General features: G+C 56.8%; 18 protein-coding genes. 7 read left to right on the forward strand and 11 right to left on the reverse strand.

The annotated features are described in order from the left end of the window. The coding region (locus ACEN2J_RS09920) for a hypothetical protein (protein ID WP_442105440.1) at nt 1-217 on the forward strand (217 nt) is incomplete at its 5' end. Between the two features lie 40 nt (nt 218-257). On the opposite strand, the gene ACEN2J_RS09925 is transcribed toward ACEN2J_RS09920, so the two are convergent. From ACEN2J_RS09925 to ACEN2J_RS09945, 5 genes are all read right to left on the reverse strand, one after another. After that, nucleotides 258-467 (reverse strand): YgaP family membrane protein, encoded by a 210-nt coding sequence (locus tag ACEN2J_RS09925; RefSeq protein WP_442105442.1) that lies wholly within the window; start codon nt 465-467, stop codon nt 258-260. A gap of 76 nt (nt 468-543) precedes the next feature. Continuing rightward, entirely contained in the window at nt 544-1,425 is an 882-nt protein-coding gene (mmsB, locus tag ACEN2J_RS09930) for a 3-hydroxyisobutyrate dehydrogenase (protein ID WP_442105444.1), read from the reverse strand. Continuing rightward, nucleotides 1,422-2,462, reverse strand: coding sequence for an enoyl-CoA hydratase/isomerase family protein (locus tag ACEN2J_RS09935; protein WP_442105445.1), 1,041 nt, complete (start codon nt 2,460-2,462; stop codon nt 1,422-1,424). Before ACEN2J_RS09935 ends, mmsB begins: the two co-directional genes overlap by 4 nt. Next, nucleotides 2,459-3,589, reverse strand: coding sequence for an acyl-CoA dehydrogenase family protein (locus tag ACEN2J_RS09940; protein WP_442105447.1), 1,131 nt, complete (start codon nt 3,587-3,589; stop codon nt 2,459-2,461). The genes ACEN2J_RS09935 and ACEN2J_RS09940 overlap by 4 nt, the downstream gene beginning before the upstream one ends. Nucleotides 3,590-3,687: 98 nt before the next feature. Then, a complete protein-coding gene (locus ACEN2J_RS09945) occupies nt 3,688-5,187 on the reverse strand; it encodes a CoA-acylating methylmalonate-semialdehyde dehydrogenase (RefSeq protein WP_442105448.1) in 1,500 nt (499 codons plus the stop codon). Between the two features lie 113 nt (nt 5,188-5,300). On the opposite strand from ACEN2J_RS09945, the gene ACEN2J_RS09950 reads away from it, so the two are divergent. The 3 genes from ACEN2J_RS09950 (at nt 5,301) to coaD (ending at nt 7,325) form a co-directional block, all read left to right on the forward strand. Next, complete coding sequence (locus ACEN2J_RS09950) at nt 5,301-6,203, forward strand: LysR family transcriptional regulator (RefSeq protein ID WP_442105450.1); 903 nt, start codon at nt 5,301-5,303, stop codon at nt 6,201-6,203. Nucleotides 6,204-6,269: 66 nt separating this feature from the next. Beyond that, the gene (locus tag ACEN2J_RS09955; protein ID WP_442105452.1) at nt 6,270-6,704 is read left to right on the forward strand and encodes a CBS domain-containing protein; all 435 of its coding nucleotides are present in this window, start codon (nt 6,270-6,272) and stop codon (nt 6,702-6,704) included. A 126-nt stretch (nt 6,705-6,830) separates the two neighbouring features. Beyond that, a complete protein-coding gene (coaD, locus tag ACEN2J_RS09960) occupies nt 6,831-7,325 on the forward strand; it encodes a pantetheine-phosphate adenylyltransferase (protein WP_442105454.1) in 495 nt (164 codons plus the stop codon). A gap of 54 nt (nt 7,326-7,379) precedes the next feature. On the opposite strand, the gene ACEN2J_RS09965 is transcribed toward coaD, so the two are convergent. From ACEN2J_RS09965 to gap (ACEN2J_RS09985), 5 genes are all read right to left on the reverse strand, one after another. After that, nucleotides 7,380-7,541, reverse strand: coding sequence for a hypothetical protein (locus ACEN2J_RS09965; RefSeq protein WP_442105456.1), 162 nt, complete (start codon nt 7,539-7,541; stop codon nt 7,380-7,382). Between the two features lie 127 nt (nt 7,542-7,668). Continuing rightward, complete coding sequence (locus tag ACEN2J_RS09970) at nt 7,669-8,292, reverse strand: MarC family protein (RefSeq protein WP_442105457.1); 624 nt, start codon at nt 8,290-8,292, stop codon at nt 7,669-7,671. A 117-nt stretch (nt 8,293-8,409) separates the two neighbouring features. Beyond that, nucleotides 8,410-9,411: a type I glyceraldehyde-3-phosphate dehydrogenase gene (gap, locus tag ACEN2J_RS09975; protein WP_442105459.1), complete on the reverse strand. Its 1,002-nt coding sequence runs from the start codon at nt 9,409-9,411 to the stop codon at nt 8,410-8,412. A 91-nt stretch (nt 9,412-9,502) separates the two neighbouring features. Continuing rightward, on the reverse strand, nt 9,503-9,646 hold the full coding sequence (locus ACEN2J_RS09980; RefSeq protein WP_442105461.1) for a hypothetical protein: 144 nt from the start codon (nt 9,644-9,646) through the stop codon (nt 9,503-9,505). A gap of 36 nt (nt 9,647-9,682) precedes the next feature. Next, nucleotides 9,683-10,684, reverse strand: coding sequence for a type I glyceraldehyde-3-phosphate dehydrogenase (gap, locus tag ACEN2J_RS09985; RefSeq protein WP_442105463.1), 1,002 nt, complete (start codon nt 10,682-10,684; stop codon nt 9,683-9,685). Nucleotides 10,685-10,874: 190 nt separating this feature from the next. On the opposite strand from gap (ACEN2J_RS09985), the gene ACEN2J_RS09990 reads away from it, so the two are divergent. From ACEN2J_RS09990 to ACEN2J_RS10000, 3 genes are all read left to right on the forward strand, one after another. Next, nucleotides 10,875-11,843 (forward strand): DUF808 domain-containing protein, encoded by a 969-nt coding sequence (locus tag ACEN2J_RS09990; RefSeq protein ID WP_442105465.1) that lies wholly within the window; start codon nt 10,875-10,877, stop codon nt 11,841-11,843. 27 nt (nt 11,844-11,870) lie between these two features. Continuing rightward, nucleotides 11,871-12,389: a redoxin domain-containing protein gene (locus ACEN2J_RS09995; RefSeq protein ID WP_442105467.1), complete on the forward strand. Its 519-nt coding sequence runs from the start codon at nt 11,871-11,873 to the stop codon at nt 12,387-12,389. Nucleotides 12,390-12,597: 208 nt separating this feature from the next. After that, complete coding sequence (locus ACEN2J_RS10000; protein ID WP_442105468.1) at nt 12,598-13,533, forward strand: YHYH protein; 936 nt, start codon at nt 12,598-12,600, stop codon at nt 13,531-13,533. Between the two features lie 70 nt (nt 13,534-13,603). Here the strand turns inward: ACEN2J_RS10000 and tkt are convergent, their stop codons facing one another. Further along, nucleotides 13,604-15,625 carry a transketolase gene (tkt, locus tag ACEN2J_RS10005; protein WP_442105470.1) on the reverse strand — a complete coding sequence of 674 codons (2,022 nt, stop codon included), beginning with the start codon at nt 15,623-15,625 and terminating at the stop codon, nt 13,604-13,606. Nucleotides 15,626-15,915 lie beyond the last annotated feature (290 nt).

Consider the following 15,915-nt stretch of genomic DNA (forward strand, 5'->3'; position numbering starts at 1 on the left):
GGGGCAAAAAACGCTTGATCGGGTGGCCTGGTTGGGCGATCTTGAGGTCAAACGGCAAGCCACTTGGGGGATGTCGGTTAATGAGCTTGGTGTTTTGGGCAAAGGTGAGGAGATGAAACAAATCCACACCCGCGCGCGCCTTGGCCAATTGGGCGCCGCTGGTCCCGATGGTATCGCATTCTCAAAATCGATGCGCCGTGCTTGGGCGACACCTTAAAAGCGGAAGGGCCGAGGTGATTAGCCCCGGCCGCAAAGTATCAGCGCTTTTTCAATGGGCAGCTTGAAAAGCCAAACACCGAATACAGCGGGCAGGTCCGCATCAGGCCGGTAAACAGCGCAATCGCGGCCAAGACCAAGAACACCCAGCGATAGCCAAAGGTGGGCATCAGAAAAAACGCAGCCAGCAAGGCTGCGCCCGCGGCGATGCGAATGATGCGGTCGATTCCGCCAACATTTGTTCCAAACATTTCAATCTCCTAGCAAAGGGGCAGTCGCCCATTGCCCCTATGTATAACATATTCTAATATTTGAAATTGATCTGTGTCAGTCAGACGCCCCACGACCACGCTTTTCAAACCGTGGCAGCATCGCGCTAAAATCGCGGCCCTTACCGTCTTCTTCCTCGACAAACTGCGCATACAGCGCCGCCGCCATTTGTCCCATCGGCGTATCGGCATCCGCCGCCTCGGCCGCCTGCTGCGACAGGCGCAAATCCTTTAGCATCAACTCCGCCGCAAACCCCGGCGCATAGCCCGTGTCGGCAGGGCTTTTCGGGCCAATGCCGGGGGCAGGGCAATAGGCATTCATCGTCCAGGAATACCCCGATGAGGTGCTAACCACATCAAACATCTTTTGCCGGTCGAGGCCCAATTTATCCGCTAAAGCAAAGGCTTCGCAGGTGGCGATCATTGTCACACCCAAGATCATATTGTTGCAAATCTTGGCCGATTGCCCAGCACCCGCCGCCCCGCAATGCACTGCTTTTTGGCCCATAATGTCAAACAACGGCTGCGCGGTGGCAAAGGCTTCATCCGACCCGCCGACCATGAACGTCAGCGTGCCAGCCGTGGCCCCGCCAACCCCGCCCGAAACCGGCGCATCCAAGAAGGCCAGCCTCAAACCCGCTGCCTGCTCGGCCACCGCGCGCGCACTGTCCACATCCACGGTTGAGCAGTCACACAGCACCGCACCTGTCGTCATTGCAGGCAGAATCTCGGCGGCAACGCTGCGCAGAATCGCGCCGTTTGGTAGCATGGTTATCACCACCTCGGCTCCGCGCGCAGCCTCGGCGGCCGAGGCCATTGCAACAACGCCCGCAGGCATTGGCGCGGTTAAATCAAATCCCGCCAGCGCATGCCCTGCCGCCGCCAGATTGGCTGCCATCGGCCCGCCCATATTCCCCAGCCCGATAAATCCTATCTTCATACATCTTCCTCCACTGTCCACGCTTGCGGCCCCAAAGGGGCCAACATCGCCGCCACCTCTGCCGTGCTGACTGCCTCAATACTGGCATGTAACCAGCGCGGCTTGCGGTCCTTATCGATCACTGCCGCGCGAATGCCTTCCAGAAAGTCGCTCTTTTCCTGTGCGCGATGGGTGAAGCGGTACTCCAATTCCAGCGCGCGGGGCAGGGTTGGGTTGTCGCCCAAACGGTGCTGCATCTCGATCGCCGCACAGGCCGCCAGTGGCGAAACCCGCCCCAAGGCCCGTAGCGCCGCCTGCGCAAAGTCCCCAGTATCACCGCGCAAAGACCTAGTGATATCGCCCAAAGCCTCGCCGCCGAAATGCGCGTCAATCTGCGTCTGCTGCGCCGCCAAAACACCGTCGGGTGCCGTCACCATAAAGCGTTCCAATGCGGCAACCCCTTCGGTCCGCAATGCTACGATCAGCGCGGGCCAGACCGCCTCGGGCACAAACGCATCGGCAAAGCCCGCGTAAATCGCATCCGCAGCGCCCATGCGCGTGCCGGTACTGCCCAAATACTCACCCAACCGCCCCGGACCCAGCGCCAGCAACCAAGAGCCACCGACATCGGGCACCAGCCCAATTCCACATTCCGGCATCGCAATCTGGCTGCTTTCGCCGACAATCCGGTGACGCGCATGGCAGCCTACGCCGACGCCGCCGCCCATGGTAAAGCCCTGCATCAGGCTGACGACCGGCTTTGGGTAGCCCGCAATCCGCAGGTTCATCCGGTATTCCTTGCGCCAAAAATCCTGCCCGTGGGTAAAATTTCCGACCGTTCCCTCGGCATAAAGCTGGGCAATATCGCCGCCTGCACAAAATGCGCGCGTGCCCGCCGCATCGATGATAACCAAATCGACCGCGTCATCATCGGCCCACGCCACAAGTGCGGCATCTAATGCGACACACATCGGCTCACTCAGGGCATTCAGCGCCTCTGGCCGGTTCAACGTCACGCGGCCACAACGCCCTTCAACTCGGATCAAAATATCGCTCATGTCGCGGCCACCATCTGGCGGGCAATAATCACACGCATAATTTCATTTGTGCCTTCCAAAATCTGATGCACCCGCAAATCCCGCACGATTTTTTCAATCCCGTAATCGGCCAAGTAGCCATAGCCGCCATGCAACTGCAAACAATCGTTCGCCACGTCAAAACAAACATCCGTCACATAAAGCTTTGCCATTGCGCAGAATTTCGTGGCCTCAACAGCGCCCGCATCCAGCAACGCCGCCGCATGGCGTAAAAACACCCGCGCGGTTTGCAGCTTTACTTCCATATCGGCCAGTCGAAACTGTAACGCCTGAAACCGGTCAATCGTCTGCCCAAAGGCCTGTCGCTCGCCCATATATTTCAGCGTTGCGTTCAGCGCGGCTTGCGCGCCGCCCAAGGCACAGGCTGCAATGTTCAGCCGCCCGCCGTCCAAGCCCGCCATCGCATAGGCAAAGCCACGGCCTTCCTCGCCCAGCAAATTCGTATGCGGCACCAAACAGCCGTCCAACTGCACCGCCCGCGTCGGCTGTGCGCGCCAGCCCATCTTGTCTTCCAGTCCGCCAAATGACAGCCCAACTGTGCCATCCTCGACAATCATCGCCGAAATATTCTCATCCGTCCGGCACATCACGATATAGGCGTCAGAATAGCCGCCGCCCGAAATAAACGCCTTGTTGCCCGTTAGCGTATAGCCCGCATCCCCGCGCACCGCCCGGGTTTTCAATGCCGCCGCATCCGACCCCGATCCAGGCTCGGTCAAACAATAGGAAAACACCGTTTCCATGCTGCACGCACGCGGCAACCATTGCGCCTTGGCGCTCTCATCACCAAACCGGTCAATCATCCCGCCGCACATGTTATGGATTGATAAAAAGGCCGCCACCGAAGGGCAGGCCATGGCCAAGGCTTCAAACACCAAGACCCCATCAAGGCGAGATAGCCCCGAGCCACCATGGTCCTCGGAGACATAAACCCCGCCCAAGCCCAAGGCCGCCAGTTCGGGCCAAAGGCTCTTGGGGATTTCGCCAGCCTGCTCCCAAGCCCGCGCAAAGGGCGCAATTTTCTCGGCCCCAAATTCGTGGGATGTCTCAAAAACCGCCTGCTGTTCTTCGCTTAAAAATACACTCAAAGCCGACCCCTCATCATCTGTTCACAAATATCCACAGGGGGGTGAATTGGCCCGTAGGCCAAGAGGGGGGCGCGTGCGCCTCCCTCCGATCGTTCAACTTAATCCATCGCCTTAAAGTTAAACTCACCACCTTCTTTAATCCCCGATGGCCAACGCGAGGTTACCGTTTTCGTCCGCGTGTAAAAGCGGAAGGCATCCGGCCCGTGCTGGTTTAAATCGCCAAAGCCCGATTTCTTCCAACCGCCAAAGGTGTGATAGGCCAGCGGCACCGGAATTGGCACGTTGATCCCGACCATACCGACGTTGACCCGCGCCGCAAAGTCGCGCGCTGTATCACCGTCACGGGTGAAAATCGCGGTGCCATTGCCATATTCATGGTCCATGGCATAGCCGAGCGCCTCTTCATAGGTCTTGGCCCGCACGGTCGACAAAACCGGCCCAAAGATCTCTTTTTTGTAGATGTCCATGTCGGTAGTTACATGGTCAAACAAATGCGGCCCAACGAAATAGCCGTTTTCATAGCCCTGCAATTTAAAGCCACGTCCGTCGACAACCAGTTTGGCACCCTGTTCAACACCGGACTCGACCAGTTTCAAGATGTTCGCTTTGGCCGCTGCTGTAACAACGGGCCCGTAATCCACATCATTGCCCGCCGTATATGGACCGACTTTCAGCTTTTCAATCCGTGGGATCAGTTTGGCGATTAAGGCATCCGCCGTCGCCTCACCCACCGGCACGGCCACGGAAATCGCCATGCAACGCTCGCCCGCAGCACCGTAACCCGCGCCAATCAGCGCATCTGCTGCTTGGTCCAGATCGGCATCGGGCATAATGATCATGTGGTTTTTTGCGCCACCAAAGCACTGCACGCGCTTACCGTTCGAACAGCCGCGGCCATAAATATACTCGGCAATCGGGGTCGAGCCTACAAAGCCGATGGCCTGCACAACCTCGTTATCCAAAATCGCGTCGACCGATTCCTTGTCGCCGTTTACCACCTGCAAGACGCCATCAGGCAGGCCTGCTTCTTTGAACAGCTCGGCCAGCATCAAGGGCACCGACGGGTCACGCTCGGATGGTTTCAGGATAAATGCGTTGCCACATGCCAGCGCCGGCCCCATTTTCCACAGCGGAATCATTGCTGGAAAGTTAAAGGGTGTGATGCCTGCCGCCACGCCCAAGGGCTGACGCATCGAATACATATCAATGCCGGGGCCAGCGGCATCCGTGAATTCGCCTTTCAGCATTTGCGCCGCGTTGATGCAGTATTCAATCACTTCCAGCCCGCGCTGCACGTCGCCTTTGGCATCGGGAATGGTCTTGCCATGCTCGCGCGACAAGGCTTCGGCCAGCTTTTCCATGTCGCGGTTGATCAGGCCAACCATCGCCATCATCACGCGGCCACGCTTTTGCGGGTTGGTCGCACCCCAAGCCACTTGGGCCTTGGCGGCATCATTCACAGCGGCGTCCAGCTCGGCCTTAGAGGCCAATGGCACCCGCGCCTGCACTTCGCCCGTCGCTGGGTTCATCACATCGGCGAACCGTCCCGATGTGCCCTTGACGTGTTTGCCGTTAATCCAGTGGCTAAGCTCTTGCATTTTATTCTCCAAGGTGAATTTGAGTCACTGTAGCCTTGCAATTTTGCCCGATAAAGGGGCAATATTCCAAAAGCGTTTTGCAAAATTGCAAAGCCGGCATGGGGGTAGTGGCGATGGATTGGGACGACCTGCGCATATTTCTGGCCGTTGCCCGCGCAGAAAGCCTGTCTGGGGCCGGAAAATCCTTGCGTATCGATCCCGCCACGGTGGGTCGCCGCATCGCGCGGCTTGAAACCACACTGTCTGCCCGACTTTTCACCAAAACCCCCCAAGGCTATGCCCTGACCGAGGAAGGCCAGCGCCTGATGGCCCCGGCCCGTGCAGCCGAAACAGCCTTTGCAACCGCCCAAGATAGTCTGCACCTTGTCACCGAAGGCCTTACCGGCCAAATCCGCATTGGCGCCCCAGATGGCAGTGCAAACTACTTGCTGCCGCAAGTTCTCGCACAGATCAGCGCAGAAAATCCGGGGCTGGAAATTCAACTGGTGGCCCTGCCACGCGTATTTAACCTGTCCAAGCGCGAGGCCGACATGGCCATCGCCGTGTCGCGCCCCGAAACGGGCCGCCTAACAGTGCAAAAGCTGAGCGATTACCATCTCCACCTCGCCGCCTCACGCAGCTACCTTGCGAAAAACCCTGCCATTACTTGCCTACAAGATCTGAAATCCCACCGTATCATCGGCTACATCCCCGATATGATCTTTGACAAAGAGCTGGATTACTTGGGCGAATTCGGCGGCACTGCCCCCGAGATCTCGTCCAATTCGGTCTCGGTTCAAACCCAACTGATGCGCGCCGGGGCAGGGGTCGGCATGGTGCATGATTTTGCAATGCCTTTTGCCCCCGAACTGGCCCAAGTTTTACCACAAGCCATCGCCCTGACCCGCAGCTTTTGGTTGGTTCGCCACGCCGATGACGCCCAGATTGAGCGTTTGAACCGCTTTGCGGCGCTGCTGACAACAGGCATCCGCCGCGAATTGCATCGCCTAGAAGCGCTGACCCTCTCACAAACGTGACACTAACACTTGACAGAGGGCCCCTTGCAAGACGACCCTGATATGATTGGTTAAATGGAGGTCCCAATGCTGGTTCAACAAATTCTGACATCAAAAACTGTGGGCGATGTGTTCACTCTCGCCCCCGGTGCCACGCTAAGTGAGGCCGCCGCTTTGTTGTCAGAGAAGCGGATCGGCGCAATTATCGTCTCGAAAGACGGCAAACATCCTGCGGGAATCTTGTCCGAACGCGATATCGTGCGCGAGCTGGGCAAACGCGGCGTAGCCTGCATGGCCGATAGCGTTGACAATGTCATGACAAAAAAACTGATTGGTTGCAGCAAGGCCGACAGTGCCGATGACGTTATGCAGAAAATGACAGACGGCCGCTTTCGCCATATGCCTGTGATGGATGGTGACGTTATGATTGGTCTTATTTCTATCGGTGACGTGGTCAAAGCACGGCTGTCCGAACTGTCCATGGAAAAAGACGCATTGGAAGGCATGATCAAAGGATTCTAACCAAATACGAATTTTTGTCGAGAAATCAGAATTTTCGGCGAAAATTCGGGGGTGATAAAACCAGCAAAAGGGCTTGCATTCTGTCGCGCAATAATGTTGCGTGCTGGTGCAACAAAAGGAGCTGCTATGCGTACCGGTCTTTACCCAGGAACCTTTGACCCGATTACCCTGGGGCATACCGATATCATTCAGCGCGCGATGGGCCTAGTTGACAAGCTGGTCATCGGTGTTGCCATCAACCGTGATAAAGGCCCGCTTTTCAGCCTTGAGGAACGTGTGTCGATGGTAAAGGCCGAATGCGCGCCGATCCTTGCCAAAACCGGTGGGCAGATTGTTGTCCACCCGTTTGAGAACTTGCTTATTGACTGTGCCCGCGATGTTGGCGCCACGGTTATCGTGCGCGGCCTGCGGGCTGTCGCCGATTTTGAGTATGAGTTTCAAATGGTTGGCATGAACCGCGCGATGGACAGCTCGATTGAAACGGTCTTTATGATGGCCGATGCGCGGCGTCAGGCGATTGCGTCAAAGCTGGTCAAAGAAATTGCGCGGCTGGGTGGGGATGTCACTAAATTCGTCCCTCCCGCCGTGCGTGTCGCGCTTGTCGAGCGCTATAAGCAATAATTCATGCGTTTGGCGTTTAAGTTGCCCAGCGGGCACCGCTTGACGCCAAGCGCCTTAGTGCCAAACCGCATGGCGTGCGATTTTGTCAGCATCACCGCGAAACAGGCCCAAATCCAGTGCCACATCCAGAGGCAGGCGGGCAATCTCATTGCGCGTTTTGATATATAGAGCGTGGTTGGCGATAGCGGTTTTTACGCGGTTGATAAGTGTCATCATGGTTTTTCTCTCACATCCATCTGACGGTTGGCCCCTTGCCAATCGTCCTGCTCCTTATATCGGTCAATATGATTGCGCTAACAACGGTTAGCTTCAGCTTCCCGCTATGCACCCACTGCATGGCTATCTAAAACGCCGCGATCACGCCCAACACAACGAAGCCTTTCAATATCGCATCTACTGCGACGGCCGCCAAAATCATCCCCATGACGCGGCTGACAATTGACGCCCCCGTGGCCCCGATCATTCGATGAATGGGCGCTGCCAGTAGCAAAATTACCAAAGTAATCGCCAAAACCACCGCCATTAGCCCCGCTGTCATCGCCTGATGCGCGATTGAGAACCGGTCGTTATCGGTCAAGACCACCACTGCCAGCATCGCCCCCGGTGACGCAATCGACGGCATGGCCAGCGGATACACAGCCGAGGCGTGGTGGTCCCATTCCGCCACTTCAGTTTCGGGCTTTGACGTGCCAAAAATCATCGACAGCGCAAACAACAGCAACACCAACCCGCCCGCAATCTGAAAGGACGGCAGGCCAAGCCCCAGCGCATCCAGCACCAATTGTCCAAACACCACAAAGGTTAGCAGCACCGCAAAGGCAATTAGCACCGCCCGCACCGCCACCTTGCGTGATGTCGCCGCCGAGGCCCCGAACGTCACAGCCAAGAACACTGGCAGTGTCCCGATCGGATCGATGACCACCCAGAGTGTGATAAATTCTTGTAGCAAGGTGGTCGAAATAGCCATTGGGTTTTCCTTAAACGGGACAGGGCGTGTTACCTAACTTGGGGTGCCCGCACCAGTATTACCAATACAAAAGGCACCCCAAAGGGTGCCTTTTGCCGTTATCACGCGGTGTGATGATTAAAGCAGCTTGCCCATCGCAACAGCCGTATCAGCCATGCGGTTAGAGAAGCCCCATTCATTGTCATACCACGTCAAGATCCGCACCATGTTGCCCTCCAAAACCTTGGTTTGGTCAAGGTGGAAGATCGACGAGCGTGGATCATGGTTGAAATCAGACGATACGTTCGGCTGATCGGTGTAGCCCAAAATGCCCTTCAGCGGGCCATTGGCTGCAGCTACAATCGCCGCGTTCACTTCTTCAACGGTTGTCGTGCGTGAGGCTTCGAACGTCAGGTCAACAACCGACACGTTTGGTGTTGGCACCCGAATGGCCACACCGTCCAGCTTGCCGTTCAACTCGGGCAGGACCAGCCCGACAGCCTTGGCCGCACCAGTCGAGGTTGGGATCATCGACAATGCCGCTGCACGTGCGCGGTACAGATCTTTGTGCATCGTGTCCAGCGTCGGCTGGTCGCCGGTATAGCTGTGGATCGTGGTCATAAAGCCTTTGGTGATACCGATGGTATCATTCAAAACCTTAACAACAGGTGACAGGCAGTTGGTGGTGCAGGATGCGTTCGAAACAATCACATCCGCTGCGGTCAGCGTGTCATGGTTTACGCCATAAACGATTGTTTTATCAGCGCCTTTCGACGGCGCAGACACCAGAACGCGGCTTGCGCCGTTTTCAAGGTGGATCGATGCTTTGTCTTTATCGGTGAAAATGCCGGTGCATTCCATCACGATATCAATGTGGTTCCACGGCAATTCGGCAGGGTTACGAATAGCGGTCACAGCGATTGGTCCACGGCCCACGTCGATCGTGGTTTCAGTTGTTGTCACGACACCCGGAAAGCGGCCATGAACCGAGTCAAAGCGCAGCAGGTGGGCGTTGGTTTCCACCGGGCCCAAATCGTTGATGGCAACAACCTCAATATCGGTGCGGCCCGATTCAATGATCGCGCGCAGCACGTTGCGGCCGATACGACCAAATCCATTGATGGCAACTTTAACGGTCATGGCATATTCCTTTGCGTTGCGGGGAAGGCCCCCAGTTTGCTAGCGCTAACATCGCGATTTCAGCGAAAAGTTCAAGCACTTACCGCTTGCTTTACCGCCAGAACGAGATGAATTCTATGAAAACCGCAAATTTTCGCAAAAGAAAAAGCAAAGCGAAGCCGCTATTCAGGAACATATCGCCCAAAATAGCGGCCGCAAGGATAAGCCCCAGCCATATCGCCAATTTATTCGTCATACGGCCCCTAAACTTGCGGGCCGCAATCGGCCTGCTTTATTGCAACAGGCGCCCCATTGCCCCAGCCACATCGGCCATCCGGCAGGAAAAGCCCCACTCATTGTCATACCACGCCAGCACCCGCACGCAGTTGCCAACGACCTTGGTCTGATCCGGCGCAAAGATACAAGAATGCGGCGTGTGGTTGAAGTCAATAGAGACCTTCGGCTCGGGATCATAGGCCAAAACCATGCCCATATAGCCCGCAGCTGCCTCACGCATGATCTCATTTACCTCGGCTACGGTCACCGTTTTGCGGGCAACAAAGGTTAGATCCACGGCCGACACATTCGGCGTAGGCACCCGCATCGAGGTGCCATCCAGCTTGCCCGCCAGTTCCGGCAGCACCTCGCCCAATGCCTTGGCGGCGCCTGTTGAGGTGGGGATCATCGCCATAGCCGCTGCGCGCGCGCGGTACAAATCCTCATGCCGGCGGTCCAGCGTCGGCTGATCGCCGGTATAGCTGTGGATCGTCGTCATGATCCCGCTTTCAATTCCGATGGCGTCATTCAACACTTTGGCCAATGGGGCGAGGCAATTCGTCGTACAAGAGCCGTTGGAAACCACATGATGATCTGCTGTCAGTTGCCGATGGTTCACCCCGTACACAACCGTTTTATCGGCGCGTTTGGCCGGTGCCGACACCAGCACCCGCTTGGCCCCGCGTGACAAATGCACCGCTGCCGCATCACGGTCATTAAACTTGCCGCTACATTCCAGCACAACATCCACACCGTCCCAGTCCAGCTCATGGGGGTTATAGGTGCTCATCACCCGCATCGGCCCGCGGCCCAGATCAAGCGTATCGCCAGATACCCGCACAATGCCGCCAAATCGCCCATGTACCGAGTCGTATTTCAGCAAATGCGCATTCGTCGCAATCGGCCCCGTGGCGTTGATCGCCACCACCTGCACATCGTTGCGTGCGCTTTCCGCGATATGCGCCAAGGTGCAGCGCCCGATACGTCCAAATCCGTTGATCCCGATGGTGATTGTCATTCCCAAACCCTCAAACTGAATTCAATTTAACGTGGGGATACACAGAGAATCCAACATTTCAAAGGCAAAAATGGGTATTATTTCAGGGCGTTAGCGCAAACTTACCATGTTTCCGCTAACGTTTCCGCTAACGGCTTGTCCGTAGCTGAAACTTAGGTACCTTACGGCCAAAACATGAAAAGGATGCTGGATGAGCGGACTATTAGCCCTGTTGGATGATGTCGCGGCAATTGCAAAGGTTGCGGCCACTTCAGTTGATGACATCGCCGCCGCTGCCGCCAAGGCCGGCGGGCAAACGGCGGGCATCTTGATCGACGATGCCGCCGTCACCCCTACCTATGTGACCGGCCTTGCCCCCAGCCGCGAACTGCCGATGATCTGGCGCATCACCAAAGGCTCGTTCAAAAACAAGCTTGTCTTTTTGTTGCCCATTGCACTCTTGCTCTCCAACTTCGCGCCTTGGGCGATCACGCCTTTGCTGATGTTCGGCGGGGCCTATCTTTGCTTTGAAGGGGCCGAGAAAATCCTCCACGCGCTGTTTCCCCATGCCAGCCACGCGGTCGAGGCGGATATGTCGCCGCGTGACCCTCTGCACCTTGAAGAAACCCGCGTCGCTGGTGCGATTAAAACCGATTTTATCCTCTCGGCAGAAATTATGACCATCTCGCTGTCGGTGGTCGAGGCACCCAATATTTACATGCAAACCGCCACCTTGGCCGTGGTCGCCATTGGCATCACCATCGCGGTCTATGGCACCGTGGCGCTGATCGTGAAAATGGATGATATCGGCTTGCACATGGCCGCCAACGCCCGCCTTGGTGCCACCCGCAGCCTTGGCCGCGGGCTTGTGCGGTTCATGCCGCACTTGCTGGCAGGGCTGTCGTTTGTCGGCACGGGTGCCATGCTTTGGGTTGGTGGCAACATTCTGACCCATGGGCTGGATGTGCTGGGCCAGCCGCTGATTTACGACCAAATCCACCACTTGGCCGAGGCCACAGCACAGGCTGTGACCACCGCGCAAGGGTTTGTGCAATGGGCCGTCACGGCGGGCCTTGATGGCATCATCGGTCTTGGCGTTGGCCTCGTTCTTATTCCCATCGTTACCAAAATCATCACCCCGCTGGTCGACGCGATTACCGGAAAACCCGCCTCGCATTGATCGAGCTAAATCTAAAAAGGATACCAAATGACCTCTGCAAAGCCCCCAGTCGGTTCTGTAATCGCCCCGCTAACCCTTGCCGTTGCAGGGCAGGACAAAACTATCACCCTTGGTCAACCGACCGAGCGTTGGACGATGCTGTTCGTCTATCGTGGCAAGCATTGCCCGCGCTGCAAACGCTTTCTGAACAAGCTGAATGCCGTGCTGCCTGCGTGGACCGACGTGATGGATGTTGTCGTCACCTCGGCGGATACCCAAGAAAAAGCGCTGGCCGATAAGGCCGAGTTCGCCTGGGATTTTGATATCTGCTATGGCCTGACCGTGCCGCAAATGCGTGCGCTCGGCCTTTATGTGTCGGAGCCGCTGTCCGAGGCCGAAACCACCGACCTCTTTGCCGAACCCGGCGCTTTTGGCATCCGCCCTGATGGCACCTTGATGCTGGTCGACATTTCCAACGGCCCAGCGGCCCGCCCAGACCTTGAAGAGCTGCTGGACGGCATGAAGTTTAACATCACCAACAACCGCCCCGTTCGCGGCACCGCATAACGGGCAGGGGTCCATCACATACTCTCGGCAAAGCGGTGGTTTTGGCGGGTGTATGTGACCCTGTTTCCGACTTTTTTTGGCGTTTTTTAGGCGCATTATGTTTCGGAACCCAACGGAAGTTCAACTTTAGACCGTATAACGCACTTATGCGACTGATCGGGTGGCAGTCTTTGCTGCGTCGGACGTAAACTCTAAAGAGGAATTTTTCATGGTATGCTTTGCTCCTTCACGACATGAAGCGGGGCCTGTTCTTGCCGCCTTCATGGTCTTTGCGACAACCGCCAGCGGCGCTTTGGCACATGATATAACCAATGCGGTTTTGACAGATCGCGCGGCGACCTGTGCCGACTATGTTGCAGCAAACACCGCGACCGCGACAGATGTGCAAAACCAAAAGCGCTACACGGCCAACGTCTCGATCACCACGAATGGAACCACCTGCACGATTACATCCAACGCTGTTCCGAACCATGATTTCAACGCGACGGGCCGATTTGCCAACCCGTTTTCGCAACAAAACCAAAGCTATTCCATCCCCGCAAAACCGGTTGCGAACAAGGCACCAACGGCGCTGAGCCTGCGGACAGATAACGCCATTTTTCTGAATGGTGTGAAGCTGGATCTGATGGCGGCGGGATGTTTTGGCGTGCGTGATGGCCGCATCGGGTGCAATGATATGACTGCGTCTTACAGGTACGATCCGATGGGGCCGGGCGGTAATTTTGGCACGGATGAGCATAACGCCCACACCCAGCCCGATGGCACCTATCATTATCATGGCAACCCGATGGTGCTGTTCGAGCAGACCAACCCAAAGACGCCGTCGCCCGTGATCGGCTTTGCGGCGGACGGTTTTCCGATCTTTGGAAGCTATATTGAAGATGGAGGCCAGATTCGCCTAGCAACCACGAGCTATCGTTTGAAAACGGGCACACGTTCGGGTGGGCCCGGCGGGCAGTATGATGGCACATTCATTGATGATTGGGAATTTGTCGCGGGCGCAGGCGATCTGGATCAGTGTAATGGGATGACGCAGAATGGCGTCTATGGCTATGTCGTCACGGCAAGTTATCCGCATGTTTTGGGCTGCTTTACGGGCACGCCGGACCCGTCGTTTAACAAGCGGCCCCCGGGCCGGGGCTGACCAAAGCATCGGTCTTGCCAATAAAAAAACGAGGGCACTTGGCCCTCGTTTCTTCGTTCTGATCTGTGGCTTAGAGGCCTAGCAAGGCCTTGGCCTTGGCCACAGCATTTTCAGCCGTGATGCCAAACTCCTTATACAGCCGCTCGGCTGGGGCCGAGGCACCAAAGCCCACCATCCCGATAAAGGCTGCTTTTTGCTCACGCCCGCGCTCACCCAACAGCCAGCGATCCCAGCCGGTTTGAACGCCCGCCTCAATCGCGATCCGAACCGGACCGGGCGGCAGGATTTTGCGGCGGTACGCATCGTCTTGCTCGGCAAACAGCTCCATACATGGCATCGAGACCACGCGGCAGCCGATGCCTTCGGCCTCAAGCAGATTGCGGGCTTGCAGCGCGATTTCAACTTCGGTGCCGGTCGCCATAATGATGACCTGACGCTTCGCCTCGGCATCCTCTAACACATAGGCGCCTTTGGCGACCATGTTTTGATTGACGTGCTTTTTGCGCACAGCAGGCACGCCTTGGCGCGACAAAGCCATGACCGAAGGCGTCTTGGTCTGGCTGAACGCAACCTCCCACGCCTCAGCGGTTTCAACCTGATCGGCAGGCCGCAACACAAGCGTGTTCGGTGTGGCGCGGCTGATTGCCAAGTGCTCGACCGGTTGGTGGGTCGGGCCATCTTCGCCCAAGCCGATGGAATCGTGGGTCATCACATAGACCACAGGAACCCCCATAAGCGCCGAAAGGCGCATCGACGGGCGCGCATAATCGGTAAAGCACATGAAGGTGCCCGAATAGGGGCGCACGCCGCCGTGCAGGGACATGCCGTTCATTGCGGCAGCCATACCATGTTCGCGGATGCCATAATAGACGTAGCGGCCCGAACGATCTTCGGCCGAGAACATGCCCAGATCGCCGGTTTTGGTGTTGTTGGAACCGGTCAAATCCGCCGAGCCGCCGATGGTTTCTTTCATCACCGGATTGATCACCTCTAGCGCCTTTTCAGACGCCGAACGTGTGGCCAGTTTTGGCATCGTCTCGACCGCTTGCTTTTTCAACGCGCGGACAACCTGTGCCAATTTGGCCGGTGCCTCGCCTTTGAAAATGCGGTCAAACTCGCCCTTGCGCTGATCTGACAGCGAGGCAAGATTAAGCTCCCACGCTTTGCGGGTATCAAGCCCGCGCGCACCGATCACCTCCCAAGCCGATTTAATCTCGGTAGGGATTTCGAACGGGCCGTAAGGCCAGCCATACACCTTACGGGTCTCGGCGATCAGGTCGGGCGCAGTCAGCGCGCCGTGGCCTTTGGACGTATCCTGTGCCGAGGATCCCAGCGCGATATGGGTTGCACAAGCCACCATCGCAGGGCGGGATGACGCCTTGGCAGCAGTGATCGCATTGTCGATATCAACCGGATCATGGCCGTCACATTCAAACACATCCCAACCGCTGGCGGCAAAACGCGCCTTTTGGTCGGTGATGTCGGACAGCGACACTTTGCCATCAATGGTGATGCCGTTGTTATCCCACAGCACAATCAAGCGCGACAATTCTTGCTTGCCTGCCAGCGCAATAGCCTCTTGGCTAACGCCTTCCATCAGGCAGCCATCACCGGCGATCACATAGGTGTGGTGGTTCATCAGCTTTTGGCCCCAAACGGCGCGCAAATGCTCTTCAGCCATCGCAAACCCTACACCGTTGGCGATGCCCTGACCCAAGGGGCCGGTCGTGGTTTCAATGCCGGTTGCGTGGCCATATTCAGGATGGCCCGCAGTTATAGCGCCCCATTGGCGGAAATTCTTGATCTGCTCGATCGTCATGTCGGCATAGCCGGTCAGGTGCAGCAGCGAATAGAGCAACATCGAACCATGGCCCGCCGACAGGATAAAGCGGTCACGATCGGGCCAGTTCGGCGCGGTCGGATCAAATTTCAGATGCTTTTCAAACAGCACGGTCGCGACATCGGCCATACCCATAGGCATACCTGAATGCCCCGAGTTGGCAGCCGCAACCGCATCCAGCGTCAAAGTACGAATGGCACAGGCTTTATTCCAATGGTCCGGGTGCTGGGCGCGCAGAGTGGCAATATCCAAGGCTTTGATCCTTCGTTTTGATAAGGTCGGGCCACGCAGAATGCGAATACCCAAACGCAGAGTTCGATTTGCCGGGGCAAGCCGCCTTGCTGCCCCGCGTATAAGTTCCAAAGCTGCATATCAGGCTTATCGGTAAGATCAAGCATGTCTGGCAAGGGCTTGATCCTAAAGGGGGCGCAATTCACAATAGCTTTGGGATATGGTTGCAAAAAACTGCATAAATGGCGATTCGCCTTTCTATATGGTGCTGTGCTATTGACGGCCTTGGGGCTATAAAAAACAATCGACGC

The sequence above is a fragment of the Pseudorhodobacter sp. W20_MBD10_FR17 genome, assembly GCF_052119765.1.
Classification (GTDB): domain Bacteria; phylum Pseudomonadota; class Alphaproteobacteria; order Rhodobacterales; family Rhodobacteraceae; genus Pseudorhodobacter.